The organism is Citrobacter sp. Ce006 (assembly GCF_030336535.1).
GTDB lineage: Bacteria > Pseudomonadota > Gammaproteobacteria > Enterobacterales > Enterobacteriaceae > Citrobacter > Citrobacter europaeus.
Window position 1 is genome coordinate 165,118 of the sequence record NZ_JAOWDO010000071.1, and the last position, 17,281, is coordinate 182,398.

The following is a 17,281-nucleotide window of genomic DNA, read 5'->3' on the forward strand; positions in this document are numbered from 1 at the left end:
TAATAACAAGACTCTTTTAATAGCCGGTGGATGAGGTTTTTATCAAATCTTATCTGGTATACATTTAACTTTAGGGATAAAAAATGAAGGTGAAATATTTAGCGCTAGTGGTCGGCGCTTGCTTTTCGCATAACCTTTGGGCAGCGAATACCGCTATTGAGCAGCGTCTTGCCGAACTGGAGCAGCGTGTGATTAATGCCGAGCAGCGGGCTGCTGATGCCGAGTCGCAAATCCGTCGCTGAAGCAACAGCAGGTAGCCACAGCACCGACCGTACAGGTGCAGTCAGCTGAGCCCGTCGCCGCTACGGAAAACCCACCTAAACTAACATTATCCGGTTTTAGCGATATTAAATTCTATGGTGATGTTGAATTTAATATGGACGCAGCAAGCCGTTCCGGCAGCCTGACATCAACGAGAACCTCTGTGAATAAAGATTGGGCGCCAGGAACAAATGAGCGTTGGGATATCAACGGTCGTATTTTGCTGGGTTTTGATGGTTACCAACGACTGAATAACGGTAATTTTGCCGGGTTCTCGGTCCAGCCCCTGGCAGACCTGACAGGAAAAATGAACCTCGATGATGCAGTATTCTTCTTTGGACAAGAAAAAGACTGGCAAATTAAGGTTGGACGCTTTGAAGCTTACGATATGTTCCCGCTGAATCAGGATACCTTTATTGAATATTCAGGTAATACGGCGAATGACCTGTACAGCGATGGCTACGGTTATATATATATGATGAAAGAGGGCCGGGGGCGTAGCGACAGCGGTGGTAACTTCCTGATCAGCAAAACCATCGATAACTGGTATTTCGAAGTGAACACATTGATGGAAAATGGCAGTACGCTCTATACCGAGAAGCAGTACCACGGAATGGACTTAACCAACGATAAAAACGTGGCCTATGTGCGTCCGGTGATAGCCTGGCAAAGCGGACGCTTCTCGACGGCGGTGGCGATGGAAAGTAACGTCGTCAACAACGCCTATGGCTATTATGAGAATGGGAAGTGGATCGATCAGTCCGATCGTACAGGCTATGGTTTTACTATGACCTGGGATGGTCAGAAAACCGATCCAGAAGATGGTGCGGTGATTAACCTGAACACCGCCTATATGGATGCGACCGACGAGACCGATTTTACCGCCGGGGTGAATGCGTTGTGGCACCGGTTTGAGCTGGGTTATATCTATGCGCATAACAACATTGACGCCTTCAACGCCACTAATCTTGAAGCCGTTTGCGAGGAAGATTGTTGGATAACCGATCCTGGCAGTTATGATATTCACACCATTCATGCCTCATATCTGTTCCCCAACGTACTGGATATGAAAAACTTTAACATCTACCTCGGTGCCTATGCCTCATGGGTTGAGGCCGATCCGAATAATGGCGATAACAGCGAAGATGCACGCTACGGCGGGCGCCTGAGATTTAAATATTACTTCTGATCGCGAGTCTAATAAAAAAGGGATCCGCAGATCCCTTTTATCAGAAGCTTAGTGTGCGCCGCCGCCACCACCGCCTGCGCCGAAGGGCGGTTTGGCAAACCACACCAGGCCAAGCAAAACCAGGAAGATCCCCGCCGACATCCAGAAGATTTCGTTGGCGGAAATAATCAGACCCTGATTGGTGATCTGCTGAGCTATCCAGCCTGACGCCTGCTGCTGCGTCATCCCTAAATCCTGCAGCTTATCGTACATGGCCTGCGCATTTGGGTTGTAGGGGTTTACGGATTCCGTTAACTGCGCATGGTGCAGCGACTCGCGGTTCGTCCACATCGTTGTCGTAATCGACGTGCCGATAGAACCTGCCAGCGTTCGCGTAAAGTTCGACAAACTTGATGCTGCGGCCAGACGCTCAGGCGGTAAGCCGGACAGCGTGATGGTCGTCAGCGGCATAAAGAAGCAGGCTACCGCGAACCCCTGAATAAACTGCGGCCAGGCTGATGCGCCAAAGTCCATACCCGGTTCGAACGTCCACGCACGCCAGTAGAAACAGACGGCATACATAATAAAACTGAACGTCACCAACCTACGCATATCCAGCTTGTGCGCAAAGCGGCCGATAATTGGCGACAGGATCACCGGAATGATCCCTACCGGCGCGGACGCCAGACCGGCCCAGGTTGCCGTATAGCCGTAAACCTCCTGCAATAGCTGCGGCAGCAGGACGATTGCGCCGAAGTAGAGCATATAGGCCAGGCTGATACACAGGCAGCCGATGGTAAAATTACGCGACTTAAACAGCGAGAGATCGACGATGGGGTGCTCGTCGGTAAGCTCCCAGACGATCAGGAAGCTGATAGCGACAACCGCGACCACCGTCAGGATGATAATCTCCTGCGAGGCGAACCAGTCCAGCTCTTTGCCGCGGTCGAGCATAATCTGCAAACTGCCGATACCGATGACCAGCAGAGCCAGACCAATGGCGTCGATGCGCCGCTGCTCGGTTTTGGTTTCCCGTCCGCGCAGGGTTTGCAGGGTCATCAATACCACCGCAGCACCGATTGGCACGTTGATGAAAAATATCCAGCCCCAGTGATAGTTGTCGCTGATATAGCCCCCAAGAATAGGGCCACATATCGGAGCAACAATTACCGTCATCGACCATAGCGCGAGGGCGATGGAACGCTTGGCGGGAGGATAGTTATTCAGCAACAGGCTCTGTGACAGAGGAATTAATGGACCGGCGACAATCCCTTGTATCACGCGGAAGAAAATGAGCATGTTCAGGCTGGTGGACATCCCACATGCCCAGGACGCAATGACGAAGGCAATTGTGGACCACATGAAGAGCCTGACTTCGCCAAAGCGCTTTGCCAGCCAGCCGGTGATCGGAATAGAGATAGCGTTCGCCACCCCGAAAGAGGTGATCACCCAGGTTCCCTGGCTCAGCGAAGAGCCCAGGTTCCCGGCGATAGTGGGGATCGCCACGTTAGCAATGGTGGAGTCCAGCACCTGCATGAATGTCGCCAGGGACAGCGCGATCGTCATAATGACGAGCTGCGCGCCTTCCAGCGGTTTTTGCTGTTGCATCACACGCACCTTTAATTAGCCCGCGTTGGCCCGCACGATCTCTTCGATCATCTTATTGACCGGAGCAAGGTCGATTTCACGTGCATTACTTTCTGCTACCGGCGTGGTGCGAACCTGGCTTGCCAGAATCTGCCCGTCACGATTAGCGGTATCAACGGTTACCAGCGTAGACAAACCAATACGCAGCGGATGCTGCGCCAGTTGCTGCGCATCCAGTTCGATACGTACCGGCAGACGCTGGACGACTTTGATCCAGTTACCGGTCGCGTTTTGCGCTGGTAACAGGGAGAAGGCGCTGCCCGTACCCATATCCAGGCCGACTACTTTACCGGTGTATTTCACGTCATCGCCGTAAATATCACTGATAACGGTCGCCGGTTGGCCGATACGCATGTGCGCGAGCTGTGTTTCTTTAAAGTTAGCATCCACCCACAGATTAGTGGCCGGAACAACTGCCATCAGCGGCGTGGTTGGGCTAATTTGCGCGCCAGGCTGCACGGCACGACGGGAAACATAGCCGGTCATTGGGCTGACAATTTTAGTACGTTCCAGTGCCAGCCAGGCATTGCGTACTTCAGTGGCAGCCTGTTGCACGGCGGGCTGGTCTTCCAGCTTGCTACCCAGAATCATCGCCTGGTTAGCATTATATTGTTGAATTGCGACATCAAGCTGGGCCTGCGCGCTGGCGACAGCATCACGCGCATGTTGCAGTTCTTCGCGGCCAATCAGGTTGGCGTTGCCCAGTGGAACACGGCGATTAAAGTCGCTTTGCGCCTGCGCCAGTGCGGTTCTCTGCACTTCAATGCTGGCCTGCAACTGCTTGCTGTTGATCATCAACTGGTGCGTCTGACGCACGCTGGAAGCCAGCGCAGTTTTGGCTTTTTCAAATGCCTGTTTTGCGTCCGTCTGATCAAGGGTGACCAGTACATCGCCTTGTTTTACAAAATCAGTGTTATCAGCCCAGACTTTCGTCACGCTGCCTGATACCTGCGCCATGATTTGAACCTGGTTCCCTGCCACGTACGCATCGTCTGTCTCTTCGACATGACGCAGTACTAAAAACCAATAAATCCCATATGCCACGGCAATGATAATAAAGAGCAAGGTCAGAAGGAGCAGCGTACTTTTACGTTTGCCATTCTTCTTGACCGGTTGCTGCGGGGTTTGAGTCTCCGCATTTGCGCTCATGTTGTTCTCCACGATCTTCTTTTTTTTCACATCGGCTGAGCCGACCTGTTTATCAGACAGGCCAGCAGTGTGCGTGCTGGCCTGTCGGTTTTTTCATTTATAAATCTGGATTTCTGAGCGAGTCGGCGCCTTAGCGCAGCGCTTCTAACACCGCACCATCCTGCTCCATCTGATCAAGACGGGTCAGAAGTTTACGGGTAATTTGCTCGAGCTGATCTTTTTCGGTGGTGCTGAGAGACGACCAGAGCTGATGCAGGCAGTTGTGCTGAGGCGGTAATACCTCTTGCAAAAATGCATGGCCTTTCTCGGTCAATTGCAGATGCAGACAGCGGCGATCGTTATCGCTTTCGCGACGTTCGATCCAGCCACGTTTTTCTAACTCATCCGCGATGCGGGTAGCGTTAGTGCGTGACGAGCCGAGCGCGCAACTCAGTTCAGAGGGCTGAATACTGTGGTTTTCCTGAGACTCCAGCGTAATCAACGCCATAAACAACGTCTCGTTAATCCCTTGAGCTTTCAGCATCTTATTGCGGTTTTCCAGCAGCTTACCCTGCATGTGCATGCAGAGACGAGTCAGAAGCACTTCCTGATAAGGGAACTCTTCGTAGCGGCTGGCGCGAAATTTTAGCATTTGTTCAATGGGCGTAAACGAACTATCCATTTGGGTATAACCTCATTAATTTCAGCCGATATAGTAACGACAGTGACAAATAAAGTAAATGTATTATTTATTTAAATTGATTTCTTTTATCTATAAGCCAACCAGCATTTTCCAGGCTAATCCGTAGCCCAGAGCACTCAGTAAGGTTGGAATGATGATGCTGCGGGTCTTATAGAAGCTTGCGCCCAGTATGACAAACCCCACCAGCGTCGGTACGAACCGACGAGCGTCGTGCATCACTTCTGGCGCGGTAGACACCACCAACAGGGCGCAAATTGATGCTATGCCAATGGTGTCGAGTAATATGCCCGTTGCGCCGCGCCTGGTCGGGCGAACATTACCCACTCGAAGGCGCAGCGGTAAATAGCGAAAGCAGTAGTTCACGCAGCCGACCAACAGGCCAAGCAGCAGGACCTCATAGCTCATCAGGACCCCCCTGCCAAAATGACTGGATGAGTGCCGTCAGGCATCCGCAGACAATGCCGGCAAGGATGGCGGCAGGAATAGAAAACAGCATAACGCCAGCCAGCGCCCCGGCTAGCGCCGCAGTGACGCAGAGCGCCTGCTGACGCTGGAAAGAGGCCAGCAGGAAGCTCATGAACAGCGCCGGGAGCATGAAGCCCAGCGCCGCCTCAACGGCCGGGTAATCCTTAAGTAAACCGCTGCCGGAAAACGCGCCGATCACCGTGCCAAATACCCAGGAGGCCCATGAGCATAGCGCAATGCCAATCATCCAGTTCTCACTCCAGCGCCGGTTATCCCGTACCAGCTTTGCGGTTGCGGCGGCAAAGACTTCATCGGTGAGGCCAAAGGCCCACAGCGCACTTTTGGGTTTGCTCAGTCGCTGGGCGATTCGGCTACGCAGGGAAGGGCCGTACAAAACATGGCGTACATCCATGGCCATGACGGTCAGAGCGGCAACCCACAGAGAACTGCCTGCAGCGAGCATCGTGGTGATGACAAACTGGCTGGCTCCCGCATAGATAATGCAGGAGAAAAAGACGCTTTCAACGGGAGAAAAGCCAAGGCGAGTGGCATTGAGACCAAATGCAAAAGCGACCGGAATATAGCTAATGACTATTGGCAGGCTGTCTTTGAATCCTTCAGTTAGCGTTGCAGAACTGGGTTCAGACTGGGGTATAGGGCTTTCCATAGGGTTATAGGTTTCATTACCGAAATTAATATAACTTGGTTCAATGAGTTATAACCTTAGCAGACTGATGGGCTCCTTAACACCCTGTGGAGCCCAATCAGCGGTAAACATGCACTATACGCTTAATTTACGGCTTCCTGACGGTGAAAACCTCGCCACCAGACCAACAGATTGAGTAGGGCAACGGTCGTACCGGCCAGACAAACGCCAGCCCACCCGGCATGCTGCCAGGCGGAGGCTGAAATCAGCGACCCTGCTGCTCCGCCAATAAAATAGCTGGTCATGTATCCGGCGGTCAGGCGATTACGCGCGTCCGGATGAATGCGATAGATAACCGTCTGGTTGGTGATATGTACGCCCTGAACGGTGAGATCCAGCACCAGAATGCCGATAATCAGCATGGGGACGGAAGCGTGCCCAAACCAAATAGCTAGCCAGGAGAGCAGCAGCAATAACAGCCCAAGGGTGGTGGTCAGGTGAGATTTACCTTTATCGGCAAAACCGCCCGCCGGACGCGCGCCTAACGCCCCGGCGGCCCCCGCCAGGCCAAACAGACCAATCATGCCTTCTGAATAGTTAAACGGCGGTGCGGCGAGCAAAAACGCCATTGATGTCCAGAGGATACTGAAATTGGCAAAGGTCAGACAGCCCAGCATCGCGCGGGTACGCAGCAGTTTATCGTGGATAAACAGGCTGAATACCGAACCCAGAAGTTGCGGGTAGTTAAGATGCGTTTCTGATTTCATCTTCGGCAGACCGCGCCACAGCGCAATCGCCATCAGCGCCATTAATACCGATGCCACCCAAAACACAGTGCGCCAGCCGCCCAAATTGGCCAGTAATCCCGCTACGGTGCGCGCCAGCAGAATGCCCAACAGCAGGCCGCTCATAATCGTGCCGACGACTTTACCGCGCTTGTCTGGCGTGGCAAGTGTCGCCGCCAGCGGAACTAAAATCTGTGCGACTACCGAGAACAACCCGGTCAGGGCGGTACCGAGGATCAGCATGCCCAGCGACTGGCTGCTGGCGGTAATCAGCATGCCGCCTGCCGCTAACAGCGTCATGGAGACGATCAGCATCCGACGTTCGAGCATATCGCCAAGCGGGACTAAAAACAGCAGGCCAGCGGCATAGCCGAGTTGGGCCGCGGTGACGATAAACCCTGCGGTACTGGCAGATAGTGAAAAGTTACGGGCGATGGTGTCGAGCAACGGCTGAGCATAATAGTTACTGGCGACGGCGAGGCCGGTGGCGATAGACATTAACAGGATCAGCGAAGGGCTAAGTCCCTGAGTGGTTTTCGTCATTGTTTTCAACTGAGTAATGGGTTGCAGAAAACAATCATAACGGAAGTGATTAAATGTTGCTGATTTGTTGGGTGATGAATTGTGCGATTGGGGGGAGGGCGTCTATGCCGGATAAGGCGCATCGCGCCACCATCAGGCATTGGTATGGTTACAGTGCCTGATGAAACTACGCTCATCAGGCCTGCGAGCCGGTTATTTCTGCGCGGCCAGCGCTTCGTTCACCCAGCCGTCAAACTGCTGCTGGTGGGCTTTGATCCAGCCGTCAACGTGACCCTGCACGTCGGCTTCAGACGCTTTACCGTCATGCATCATCGCGTTCTGCGCGTTGATATCCGCCAGCGGCAGCTTCATGATGGCAAACAGTTTCGCTGCAGCCGGGTTTTTCTCCGCCCAGGCTTTATTGGCGACAATATGCATCGTGTTCACCGGGAAGCCGTAGTTGGCGCCGTTTGGCAGCTTGGTATCAATATCTTTCTGCTCGCCTGGCAGGGAAGAGAACGGTACCTGCAGCCAGACCACATCTTTACCCGGCTTCATGACGTCGCTGACCCAGTACGGTGTCCAGGTGTAGTAAAGAATGGGTTTGCCTTCTTTAAAGCGGGTAATGGTGTCAGCCATCATCGCCGCATAGTTACCGTGGCTGACCTCGACGGTTTTTTCCAGATCGAAAGCTTTGTTCTGGTGGTTGATAACTGCTTCACAACCCCAGCCCGGTGAACAGCCCATCATATCGGCTTTTCCGTCACCGTTAGTGTCAAAGATTTTGGCGATCTTCGGATCTTTTAACTGAGCGATGTTAGTGATTTTGTACTGCTCAGCGGTTTTTTTGTCGATCAGATAACCCTGTGCGGCACCCGTAACGAATACCCCCTCGCGATAAAACTTTTTGTCTCCGCCCGCAGCGGCGTACATATCATCATGCAGCGGCTGCCAGTTCACGGCGGTGAAAGTTGCATCGCCAGAGGCAATGGAGGTATAGCCGACGTTGTAATCAACTTCGCTTGTTTTGTTAACGGTGTAACCCAGCTTCTCCAGCGCGCGGGCAACAAGCTGCGTCTGGAAGGATTCTTCAGAGATTGTGCTCTGAATTGGCTGTACGGTGATGCCTTTGCCCGGCAGGTCGGCAGCGAAAGTGCTGGTGGAGACAAGGGTGGCAAACGCTGTGGCAATAATTATTTTCTGTCGCATCGTTGTTCCTTATTACACTTCATCCTTCAAGCTGCCTCTTTGTTGGCTGCACTCATGCACCCCAGTCACGTACTACTTGTACGCTCCTGGGGATACATTCGTTTGCCGCCGCGATGCAACTTGAATGATTTTGTGTAAGTTAATGAATTGTAGGCCCGGTAAGCAATGCGCCACCGGGCAACGGGTGAATTATTTCGTGAAAGGGCGAGTGATAAGCCCAACGGGACCAGTGGTGTACCAGCGACGGTTGCCACGACTACGCGAGTCGCGACCAACGGCCTGCGTCAGGCGATCCAGGATGATGGCGAGGATTACAATCCCAACCCCACCGACGGTGGCAAGCCCCATATCCAGACGACCGATTCCACGCAGCACCATCTGACCCAGCCCGCCGACGGCGATCATCGACGCGATGACGACCATTGAAAGCGCCAGCATCAGCGTCTGGTTGACCCCGGCCATAATAGTGGGCATCGCCAGCGGGAGCTGCACTTTAAACAGCATCTGACGCGGGCTGGCGCCAAACGAACGCGAGGCTTCAATCAGATCGGCTGGCACCTGGTTAATCCCCAGAATGGTCAGACGTACGATTGGCGGCAGGGCGAAGATAATCGTCACCACCACGCCCGGGACGTTACCAATACCGAACAGCATGACAATCGGCACCAGATAGACGAACGCTGGGGTGGTTTGCATGGCGTCCAGCAGCGGGCGAACAATTTTTGCCGCCCGCGGACTGCGTGCTAACCAGATCCCCATCGGCAGACCGATCACTACGCAGAACAGCAGAGCGGTCAGTACCAGCGCCAGGGTTATCATGGCCTGCGACCACGCACCGATGGCACCGATGGCAATCAAGGAAATCAGCGTAGCAACGCCCATTCCGACACCGGATATCTGCCAGGCAATCAGGGCAAACAGGATAATCGCCACGGGCGCTGGCATACCTAACAGAAGCTGCTGGAAGCCGTTGAGAATGTAATCCACCGGAACACGAATGCCCTGGAAGACCGGACGGAAATGGGTAACAACCCAGTCGATCCCTTCGGTGACCCAACTATCCAGCGGGATCAGTGTTTTATGGAACGGATCCATAATATTGAAATGTTCTGGCGCCGGCGCAGGGGCGCTGGTCAGCCAGTCTGCGCTACCGCCGTCAGTGGGCGCACCAGATGGCGTGCTCCAGGCATCGGCAGTTTGTGCGGCGCTGTCGGCCGCTGGTGTGGTATCCCACGGATTAGTTTGATCAGCCATTGTTTACCCCCTCACGATCTAAAGCCTGTAACAGCATGCGTTTTGAAATGACGCCCACATACTGCTGTTCCTCATCAACAACCGGCACCGCGCACGGGGCCTGGCCGACATGAGAAAGCAACTCGCTGAGAGGAGTTTGTGCATCTACGGCTAACGGCTCATCGATCAATGCCGCTTCAATACCTTGCGCCTGACTTAACGCTGTTTTTAAGGAGTCGATTGAAACAACGCCAACGAATTTATTGCCGCGTTCGATCACGTAACCATATTCGCGATCTTTGTCCTGCAATAATTGCAGCGCTGAACGTGGACCCACCCCGGGCGTTTTACGAATTAAACCTTCGGGGCTACGGCGTGAAATATCTTTCGCACTGAAGACCTGGCTAATATCAACGCCGCGGAAGAAGGTGCGTACATAATCATTGGCTGGATTATTCAGGATTTCATCCGGCGTGCCGACCTGGACCACTTCACCGTTTTGCATAATGGCAATTCTGTCGCCAATACGCATAGCTTCGTCGAGGTCATGCGATATAAAGACCACGGTGCGTTGATGTTTCGCCTGTAGTTTTACCAGTTCATCCTGCATCTCAGTACGAATTAATGGATCGAGGGCTGAGAAGGCCTCATCCATTAATAAGATGTCAGGGTTAATGGCTAATGCACGGGCGAGGCCCACACGCTGGCGCATTCCCCCGGAAAGTTCATCCGGGTATCCGTGAGCATAATTCTCCAGACCAACCTGACGTAGCGCATCTAACGCTTTTTCACGACGTTCATCCGCGCCGACACCGGCTAATTCCATGCCGAATGCCGTATTGTCCAGCACCGTCATGTGCGGCATCAGGGCAAAGGACTGGAACACCATCGCAATCTTTTTTCTGCGCACCTCGCGAAGCTCGGCATCGGATATGCGGGCGATGTCTACGCCGTCAATCAATACCTGTCCGCGGGTGGGTTCAATCAGGCGATTGAGAAGGCGTACCATTGTGGATTTACCCGAACCGGATAATCCCATGATGACAAATATCTCGCCTTCTTCAATGGCCAGACTGGCGTTCTTTACGCCAAGCGATAGCCCTGTTTTATCCAGAATTTGCTCTTTTGAAAGTCCTTTTTCAATATATTTGAAGGCTCTCTGGGGATGCTCTCCAAATATCTTATAGAGATTTTTAACTTCTAATTTAATTGCCATGCAATAGAATGATTCCTGTTATTTGTTTATATCGATATATTACCTGATGGAAATAGTGACCTTTTTCTACCCTAACATACTGAGAATCTGAGACAACCCTGAATTTGGTTGTGGCATGAATATTGCCGAAGGCCAGGCGGCGGGACTTCCCGTGATATAAGGGCTGAGCGCGAATGCGGGCTGGTTAATATTTTTTGTAAATGCCAATGAAAAATCGCCTGAATTGCTGGAATGCAGGCGAATAATGCGGCTGATATTGAGTGTAGATCACACAATTATATTTGCACGACAAAAGTGTGATCCTGTTAAAATATTTCCGCGAAAAATGTACGGTATTTCCCGCAGAAATGATTGCTAGAAATTCCAGTCGTCGTCTTCGGTTTCGACCGCTTTTCCCATCACATAGGATGAGCCAGAACCCGAGAAGAAATCGTGGTTTTCGTCAGCGTTGGGCGACAGCGCGGCAAGGATTGCCGGGTTAACCTCGGCCATTTCAGGTGGAAATAGCGCCTCATACCCCAAATTCATCAATGCCTTATTGGCGTTGTAGCAAAGGAAGGCTTTGACGTCATCCACCCAGCCTGTTTCTGCATACAATTCTTCCGTATAGCGCGCTTCGTTATCATACAATTCCATCAGCAGATCGAAGGCAAAGTTCTTTAACTCCTCGCGTGCGGACTCGGAAATATGCTCCAGACCTTTTTGATATTTATAACCAATGTAATACCCATGAACGGCCTCATCACGAATAATCAGGCGAATAAGATCGGCTGTATTGGTCAATTTGCCGCGGCTGGAAAAATACATCGGTAACCAGAAGCCGGAATAGAACAGGAAGGATTCCAGAAACACGCTGGCAATTTTCTTCTTCAACGGTTCGTCGCTGGCGTAATGTGCCAAAACGATCTGCGCCTTGCGCTGGAGTGGGGTATTTTCTTCACTCCAGGCGTAAGCTGTATCCACATCTTTGGTCTGGCAAAGGGTGGAGAAAATAGAGCTGTATGAACGGGCGTGTACCGCTTCCATAAAGCTGATATTCGACAGCACCGCCTCTTCATGCGGCGTTAACGAATCGGCCATTAACGCGGGTGCTCCGGCAACATTCTGAATGGTGTCGAGCAGCGTCAGCCCGGTAAAAACGCGGATGGTCAACTGCTGTTCGGCGGCGTTCAACGTTTGCCAGGCCGGGATGTCATTGGAGAGCGGGACCTTTTCCGGTAGCCAGAAGTTACTGGTCAGGCGGTTCCATACCTCGAGATCTTTATCATCCTCAATCTTGTTCCAGTTGATGGCGCTCACGCGGGATAATGTCATTTTCTCCTCCTTACAGCGCGCATGACACGCAACCTTCGATTTCGGTTCCTTCCAGCGCCAGTTGACGTAGTCGGATGTAGTACAGCGATTTGATGCCCTTACGCCAGGCGTAAATCTGCGCTTTGTTGATATCGCGCGTGGTGGCGGTATCGGGGAAAAAGAGCGTCAGTGAAAGCCCCTGATCGACATGGCGCGTTGCTTCCGCGTAGGTATCAATGATTTTTTGTGGACCAATCTCGTAGGCATCCTGATACAAGGCCAGATTCTCATTGGTCATAAACGGGGCAGGGTAGTAAACGCGTCCGGTTTTACCCTCTTTGCGAATCTCCACTTTTGACACGATCGGGTGAATGCTTGACGTGGCATGATTGATGTAGGAGATAGAACCGGTGGGCGGCACCGCCTGTAAATTCTGATTATAAATGCCGTAGCGCATCACATCTTCTCGCAGCCGCGACCACATTTCGCGCGTCGGCAGCGTAAGGCCGCTGGCAGCAAACAGTGTGCGAACCTTGTCGGTTTTAGGCTGCCAGTCGCCCTGCAGATACTGGCTAAAATACTCGCCGCTGGCGTAGCGGGATTGTCTGAATCCGGCAAAGGTTTGACCGCGCTCGCGGGCGATCTTCATTGACGTATTCAGCGCATGCCAGGTGATGGTATAGAAATAGAGATTGGTAAAATCCAGCCCTTCCGGCGAACCATAGGCGATCCCTTCCCGCGCCAGATACCCGTGCAGATTCATCTGCCCAAGACCAATCGCGTGCGACGCGCTGTTCCCGGCTTCGATCGAAGGCACGCTGCGGATGTGGCTCATGTCCGAAACGGCGGTTAAGCCGCGAACCGCCGTTTCCACTGTACGACCAAAGTCCGGTGAATCCATGGTATGGGCAATGTTCAACGAGCCGAGATTGCAGGAGATATCATGCCCGGTCTGTGCGTAATTGAGGTTTTCATCGTAGGTGGAGGCGCTGTTAACCTGCAAAATCTCCGAGCACAGGTTGCTCATATTGATCCGACCGGCAATCGGGTTGGCGCGATTCACCGTGTCTTCAAACATGATGTAAGGGTAGCCAGACTCAAACTGGATCTCTGCCAGCCGCTGGAAGAAATCGCGGGCGATAATGTATTTTTTGTGTACGCGTTGGTCAGCAACCAGTTCGTCATACCGCTCGCTCACGGCGATATCACCGAATGGTTTGCCGTAAATTCGTTCTACGTCATACGGTGAAAACAGCGCCATCCGGGCGTTTTCTTTCGCCAACTGGAAGGTGACGTCCGGGATCACCACGCCAAGCGAGAGCGTTTTGATGCGAATTTTTTCGTCGGCATTTTCACGTTTGGTATCAAGAAAACGCAAAATATCCGGATGGTGCGCGTGCAGATACACAGCCCCCGCGCCCTGACGCGCCCCGAGTTGATTCGCATAAGAAAACGCATCTTCCAGCATTTTCATTACCGGGATCACGCCGGAGGACTGGTTCTCAATGCGCTTAATGGGCGCACCTGCCTCGCGCAGGTTAGAGAGCAAAAATGCCACGCCGCCGCCGCGTTTAGAGAGCTGTAGCGCCGAGTTTACCGCCCGACCAATTGACTCCATATTGTCTTCGATGCGTAACAGGAAGCAGGAGACCAGCTCGCCGCGTTGCTGTTTACCGCAGTTTAAGAAGGTTGGCGTGGCGGGTTGAAAGCGCCCGGAGAGCATTTCATTAGCCAGTTGCATTGCGAGCGCTTCATCGCCCTGCGCCAGCGTGAGCGCCACCATCGTGACCCGATCCTCAAAGTCTTCGAGATAGCGCTTACCGTCGAACGTTTTCAGCGTATAGCTGGTGTAGAACTTCCATGCGCCGAGGAACGTCTGGAAACGGAATCCGCTGGCGTGGGCGTGGGTGAATAGCTTCAGCACGAACGCGCGATTGTAGCGGGCTAACACGCTGGCATCGTAATAGCCTTCATCTACCAATGTGTCCAGGCGCTCCTGCTGGCTGGCAAACGCCACCGAGTTGGGGCGGACGTGGGCGGCAAAGAAAGCCTCCACCGCCTGATGGTCTTTGTCGAACTGAATGCGTCCGGCTTTATCGTACAGATTCAGCATGGCATTCAGGGCATGGTAATCCAGCGTTGGCTGCATTACGCGTTCTGCGGTTGTCGTTGCCAAAATTCGCTCACTCCTTTCCGAACGTTGTCGATATCGCTTTGGGTGCCCATCAGCTCAAAGCGATAGAGCCACGGCACGCCGCATTTTTGTGAGATCACATCACCCGCGCGACCATAAGCATCCCCGAAATTGCGATTACCGGAGGCGATCACTCCACGGATTAACGCCCGGTTGTGCGTATCGTTTAAAAAGCGGATCACCTGTCTTGGGACCGCGCCAGCCGTACCGCCGCCGCCGTAGGATGGCACGATTAATATGTAAGGTTCGTCTACCCGGATCCGCTCGCGTTCGTTAAGCGGAATGCGGATGGCAGTCAGCCCCAGACGCTGGATAAAGCGGTGCGTATTTTCGGAGCTGCTGGAGAAGTAGACGAGCTGGCTCATGCGCTGGCCACTTGGGGTTCCGGGCGCAGACGGTTGATCATGTCCGGGCGAAATCCTGACCAACTGGCTTCCCCTGCGACCACGACCGGTAACTGGCGAAAGCCTTGCTCGCGCAGGCTATCAGCCAGATCGGGCTGTAAATCGACGTTCACCATCTCGAAGTTAAACCCGCGGCTTTCCATCGCCCGCCTGGTGGCGTGACACTGAACACAGTTGTTGCGAGTGTAAATAACAATGCGCATGATTCGTATTTCCGTTTATAAGTAAAAGATCGACGCGATAGAGGGCGTCGGGTTGTGTGCGTCTTGATACAGAAGATACTAGATGTAGTTTTAAAAAGATTCAACCATACAAGATATGGGAATTTTAGATTAATGAGGGCCGGGTGAGGAGCGTGACGGGGGAAGTGATATGTATCATCGCAGGTTGCTGGATGGCGGCACGTCGCGTCTAATCCGGCCTACAGGAAAGGACTTCCCAGGCCGGATAAGACATTTATGCTGTCATCCGGTAGCGCAGAATCACATACGCATCCCTACCGCCAGACGGTTAAAGCAGTTCATCAGGCTAATGGCAAACGTCAGGTCGCTAATTTCTTTCGCGCTAAAATGGGCGAGCAGCGGCAGATAAACGTCATCTTCGGCATGCGTACTGGCGATATGGGTGACGGATTCAGCCCACGCCAGCGCCGCACGTTCCTTTTCGCTGAAGTGGTGACTCACCCGCCAGCCTGCCAGTGCGTCCAGTTTGGCCTGCGCAACACCGGATTTACGCAGCGCCTTACTGTGCATTTCCAGGCAAAAGGCGCAGCCATTGATTTGCGAGACCCGTAAGTAAATCAGTTCCGTCAGCGTAGGTTCCAGCGCGCAGTTTTCCAGCGCTTTGCTTGCCTGAACCAGGGCGTTATAGATTTCAGGACTGAGTTCATAATAGGGCTGGCGTAACATTGTCATGGTATTTCTCCTCGTTTGGCTGACCCGCAATGTAGCACTATAATGGACTGCTAAAGAGAGCCATATTGTTGCAAAAAAAGCAGACCATAAATGCCGCGCTATCAGCAAATCGCCCGTCAGTTAAAAAACGCAATTGAGAACGGTGAACTCAAGCCAGGTACCAGATTACCTTCCAGTCGGACCTGGGCCCAGGAGCTGGGCGTATCACGCTCGACGGTGGAAAACGCCTATGCAGAGCTGGTGGCGCAGGGCTGGCTTGCGCGACGCGGACAAGCAGGAACGTTTGTCAGTGAACAACTGCGGCCTCAAAGCGCGCCAGCATCACCTGCCATCTTCGCCGGAGAAAAACCCAGACCGCAGCTTTTTCAGATGGGATTACCCGCACTCGATCTCTTCCCGCGCGACGTCTGGGCGCGGGTAATGGGGCGGCGTTTACGCACCCAAACGCGTTTTGATCTGGCGGTGGGCGATGTTTGCGGCGAACGGGTATTACGTCAGGCGATTGTTGATTACCTGCGCGTTTCACGCAGTATTGAATGCCAGCCGGAACAGGTTTTTATTACTTCAGGTTACGCAGCATCAATGACGTTAATTCTGCGCGCTTTGTCTCAACCCGGTGAGGGGATGTGGGTCGAAGATCCTGGCTTTCCGCTGATTCGCCCCGTGGTCGCTCAGGAACGCATTGAGCTGATGCCGGTGGCGGTTGATGCTGATGGTCTGGACGTCTGCGCTGGGATCCGCGATTTCCCGCAGGCGCGTTTTGTACTGCTCACGCCCGCACACCAAAGCCCGCTGGGCGTGGCCTTGTCATTAGACCGTCGCCACCGGTTGCTGGAATGGGCGACTCGCGCGCTGGCGTGGGTAATCGAAGATGACTACGACAGCGAATTTCGCTACCACGGTAAACCGTTGCCGCCGCTAAAAAGTCTGGATGCGCCCCAGCGGGTGATTTATGCCGGAACGTTCAGCAAATCTCTGTTTCCGGCTTTGCGCACGGCATGGCTGGTGGTGCCTCTGACCCAGGTCGAACATTTTCGTCAGCAGGCGGCGCTAACGGCCTGTAGCGTTCCGGTTTTATGGCAGCAAACGCTGGCGGATTTTATGCAAGACGGCCACTTCTGGCGACACTTAAAACGCATGCGTCAGCATTACGCCTTGCGACGACAATGGATGGAAAACGCCCTGACCGAACAAGGATTTAGCGTCATTCCTCAGGAAGGTGGGATTCAACTGGTAATGAGTGTAGATGGAGATGATGTTGCGCTGGTGCGCAAAGCGAATCAGGCTGGACTGGCGGTTCAGGCGTTAAGCCGCTGGCGAATAACTTCAGCAGGAAAGGGAGGAATATTGCTGTCGTTTACCAACATTAGCTCGCTGGAAATGGCGCAGCAGGCGGCATATCAGCTGCGGCTGGCGCTGGCCTGAATCAGCACGGTTCTTAAGATATTCGTCCCACCATCGCCACTCGTTTATGGACTTTTCTGAAAGCGTTG

15 protein-coding genes and 1 pseudogene are annotated in these 17,281 nt (G+C 53.2%); 2 read left to right on the forward strand and 14 right to left on the reverse strand.

The genetic code is table 11. The features are described from left to right. The first annotated feature begins 83 nt into the window (after positions 1–83). A pseudogene (locus OGV94_RS14040) lies at positions 84–1,450 on the forward strand (carbohydrate porin). Between the two features lie 48 nt (positions 1,451–1,498). On the opposite strand, the gene emrB reads toward OGV94_RS14040, so the two are convergent. The 14 genes from emrB to OGV94_RS14110 all read right to left on the reverse strand — a co-directional run bounded on the left by emrB (position 1,499) and on the right by OGV94_RS14110 (position 15,788). Next, positions 1,499–3,037, reverse strand: a complete 1,539-nt coding sequence (gene emrB, locus OGV94_RS14045) for a multidrug efflux MFS transporter permease subunit EmrB (RefSeq protein ID WP_043017320.1) — start codon at positions 3,035–3,037, stop codon at positions 1,499–1,501. A gap of 15 nt (positions 3,038–3,052) precedes the next feature. Then, positions 3,053–4,225 (reverse strand): multidrug efflux MFS transporter periplasmic adaptor subunit EmrA, encoded by a 1,173-nt coding sequence (gene emrA / locus OGV94_RS14050; RefSeq protein ID WP_043017319.1) that lies wholly within the window; start codon positions 4,223–4,225, stop codon positions 3,053–3,055. A gap of 130 nt (positions 4,226–4,355) precedes the next feature. Further along, positions 4,356–4,886 (reverse strand): multidrug efflux transporter EmrAB transcriptional repressor EmrR, encoded by a 531-nt coding sequence (gene emrR, locus OGV94_RS14055; RefSeq protein WP_003037300.1) that lies wholly within the window; start codon positions 4,884–4,886, stop codon positions 4,356–4,358. 90 nt (positions 4,887–4,976) lie between these two features. Beyond that, on the reverse strand, positions 4,977–5,312 hold the full coding sequence (ygaH, locus tag OGV94_RS14060; RefSeq protein WP_043017318.1) for an L-valine transporter subunit YgaH: 336 nt from the start codon (positions 5,310–5,312) through the stop codon (positions 4,977–4,979). Continuing rightward, entirely contained in the window at positions 5,302–6,039 is a 738-nt protein-coding gene (locus OGV94_RS14065; protein ID WP_047409251.1) for an AzlC family ABC transporter permease, read from the reverse strand. The genes ygaH and OGV94_RS14065 overlap by 11 nt, the downstream gene beginning before the upstream one ends. A 122-nt stretch (positions 6,040–6,161) precedes the next feature. Further along, complete coding sequence (locus OGV94_RS14070) at positions 6,162–7,346, reverse strand: MFS transporter (protein ID WP_286523594.1); 1,185 nt, start codon at positions 7,344–7,346, stop codon at positions 6,162–6,164. 192 nt (positions 7,347–7,538) lie between these two features. Beyond that, positions 7,539–8,534: a glycine betaine/L-proline ABC transporter substrate-binding protein ProX gene (gene proX / locus OGV94_RS14075; RefSeq protein WP_043017315.1), complete on the reverse strand. Its 996-nt coding sequence runs from the start codon at positions 8,532–8,534 to the stop codon at positions 7,539–7,541. A 189-nt stretch (positions 8,535–8,723) separates the two neighbouring features. Then, entirely contained in the window at positions 8,724–9,788 is a 1,065-nt protein-coding gene (gene proW, locus OGV94_RS14080) for a glycine betaine/L-proline ABC transporter permease ProW (RefSeq protein WP_043017314.1), read from the reverse strand. After that, positions 9,781–10,983: a glycine betaine/L-proline ABC transporter ATP-binding protein ProV gene (proV, locus tag OGV94_RS14085; protein WP_003037282.1), complete on the reverse strand. Its 1,203-nt coding sequence runs from the start codon at positions 10,981–10,983 to the stop codon at positions 9,781–9,783. Before proV ends, proW begins: the two co-directional genes overlap by 8 nt. 354 nt (positions 10,984–11,337) lie before the next feature. Further along, a complete protein-coding gene (gene nrdF / locus OGV94_RS14090) occupies positions 11,338–12,297 on the reverse strand; it encodes a class 1b ribonucleoside-diphosphate reductase subunit beta (protein ID WP_075145744.1) in 960 nt (319 codons plus the stop codon). Positions 12,298–12,307: 10 nt separating this feature from the next. Further along, a complete protein-coding gene (gene nrdE, locus OGV94_RS14095; protein WP_286523596.1) occupies positions 12,308–14,452 on the reverse strand; it encodes a class 1b ribonucleoside-diphosphate reductase subunit alpha in 2,145 nt (714 codons plus the stop codon). Further along, a complete protein-coding gene (nrdI, locus tag OGV94_RS14100; RefSeq protein ID WP_047409260.1) occupies positions 14,425–14,835 on the reverse strand; it encodes a class Ib ribonucleoside-diphosphate reductase assembly flavoprotein NrdI in 411 nt (136 codons plus the stop codon). The genes nrdE and nrdI overlap by 28 nt, the downstream gene beginning before the upstream one ends. Next, on the reverse strand, positions 14,832–15,077 hold the full coding sequence (gene nrdH / locus OGV94_RS14105; RefSeq protein ID WP_043017310.1) for a glutaredoxin-like protein NrdH: 246 nt from the start codon (positions 15,075–15,077) through the stop codon (positions 14,832–14,834). Before nrdH ends, nrdI begins: the two co-directional genes overlap by 4 nt. A 279-nt stretch (positions 15,078–15,356) precedes the next feature. Beyond that, positions 15,357–15,788 carry a carboxymuconolactone decarboxylase family protein gene (locus OGV94_RS14110; protein ID WP_043017309.1) on the reverse strand — a complete coding sequence of 144 codons (432 nt, stop codon included), beginning with the start codon at positions 15,786–15,788 and terminating at the stop codon, positions 15,357–15,359. Positions 15,789–15,878: 90 nt separating this feature from the next. Here OGV94_RS14110 and pdxR point away from each other — a divergent pair, with 90 nt between their 5' ends. Further along, complete coding sequence (gene pdxR / locus OGV94_RS14115; RefSeq protein WP_043017308.1) at positions 15,879–17,213, forward strand: MocR-like pyridoxine biosynthesis transcription factor PdxR; 1,335 nt, start codon at positions 15,879–15,881, stop codon at positions 17,211–17,213. Positions 17,214–17,281 lie beyond the last annotated feature (68 nt).

Excerpts from the sequence above, each read along its gene's own strand:
- emrB (WP_043017320.1), bottom strand. The coding sequence starts at position 3,037 with ATGCAACAGCAAAAACCGCTGGAAGGCGCGCAGCTCGTCATTATGACG.
- emrA (WP_043017319.1), bottom strand. The coding sequence starts at position 4,225 with ATGAGCGCAAATGCGGAGACTCAAACCCCGCAGCAACCGGTCAAGAAG.
- emrR (WP_003037300.1), bottom strand. The coding sequence starts at position 4,886 with ATGGATAGTTCGTTTACGCCCATTGAACAAATGCTAAAATTTCGCGCC.
- ygaH (WP_043017318.1), bottom strand. The coding sequence starts at position 5,312 with ATGAGCTATGAGGTCCTGCTGCTTGGCCTGTTGGTCGGCTGCGTGAAC.
- OGV94_RS14065 (WP_047409251.1), bottom strand. The coding sequence starts at position 6,039 with ATGGAAAGCCCTATACCCCAGTCTGAACCCAGTTCTGCAACGCTAACT.
- OGV94_RS14070 (WP_286523594.1), bottom strand. The coding sequence starts at position 7,346 with ATGACGAAAACCACTCAGGGACTTAGCCCTTCGCTGATCCTGTTAATG.
- proX (WP_043017315.1), bottom strand. The coding sequence starts at position 8,534 with ATGCGACAGAAAATAATTATTGCCACAGCGTTTGCCACCCTTGTCTCC.
- proW (WP_043017314.1), bottom strand. The coding sequence starts at position 9,788 with ATGGCTGATCAAACTAATCCGTGGGATACCACACCAGCGGCCGACAGC.
- proV (WP_003037282.1), bottom strand. The coding sequence starts at position 10,983 with ATGGCAATTAAATTAGAAGTTAAAAATCTCTATAAGATATTTGGAGAG.
- nrdF (WP_075145744.1), bottom strand. The coding sequence starts at position 12,297 with ATGACATTATCCCGCGTGAGCGCCATCAACTGGAACAAGATTGAGGAT.
- nrdI (WP_047409260.1), bottom strand. The coding sequence starts at position 14,835 with ATGAGCCAGCTCGTCTACTTCTCCAGCAGCTCCGAAAATACGCACCGC.
- nrdH (WP_043017310.1), bottom strand. The coding sequence starts at position 15,077 with ATGCGCATTGTTATTTACACTCGCAACAACTGTGTTCAGTGTCACGCC.
- OGV94_RS14110 (WP_043017309.1), bottom strand. The coding sequence starts at position 15,788 with ATGACAATGTTACGCCAGCCCTATTATGAACTCAGTCCTGAAATCTAT.
- pdxR (WP_043017308.1), top strand. The coding sequence starts at position 15,879 with ATGCCGCGCTATCAGCAAATCGCCCGTCAGTTAAAAAACGCAATTGAG.